The 330-nt window shown below is 62.1% G+C and carries 1 protein-coding gene; it reads right to left on the minus strand.

Features of this window, described 5'->3' with window-relative positions:
* Positions 1-330, minus strand: a 330-nt coding sequence (locus EOA13_RS37775; protein WP_164780715.1) for a ribulose-phosphate 3-epimerase, incomplete at both ends; no start/stop codon positions are given.

Raw genomic sequence — 330 nt, forward strand, 5'->3', positions numbered from 1 at the left:
GCACATATTCGATGACGCTTTCCGGTGTCGACGGGTTCAGCGACACGCCGGCCTTCTTGCCGAGATTCCTGATTGCCTGCAGCGAACGGTCGAGATGCGGCCCGGCCTCGGCATGCACCGTGATGATGTCGCAGCCGGCATCAGCGAAGGCGGCGAGATAGGCGTCGGCTGGCGCGATCATCAGATGGCAATCGAAGATCTTGTCCGTTCGATCACGGATCGCCTTGATCACCGGCGGACCGAAGGTGATGTTGGGCACGAAATGGCCATCCATCACGTCGAGATGGATCCAGTCGGCGCCCGCCCGGACGACCGTTTCGACCTCGTCGC

Origin of the sequence: Mesorhizobium sp. M7A.F.Ca.US.011.01.1.1 (genome assembly GCF_003998295.1) — a bacterium.
Classification (GTDB): domain Bacteria; phylum Pseudomonadota; class Alphaproteobacteria; order Rhizobiales; family Rhizobiaceae; genus Mesorhizobium.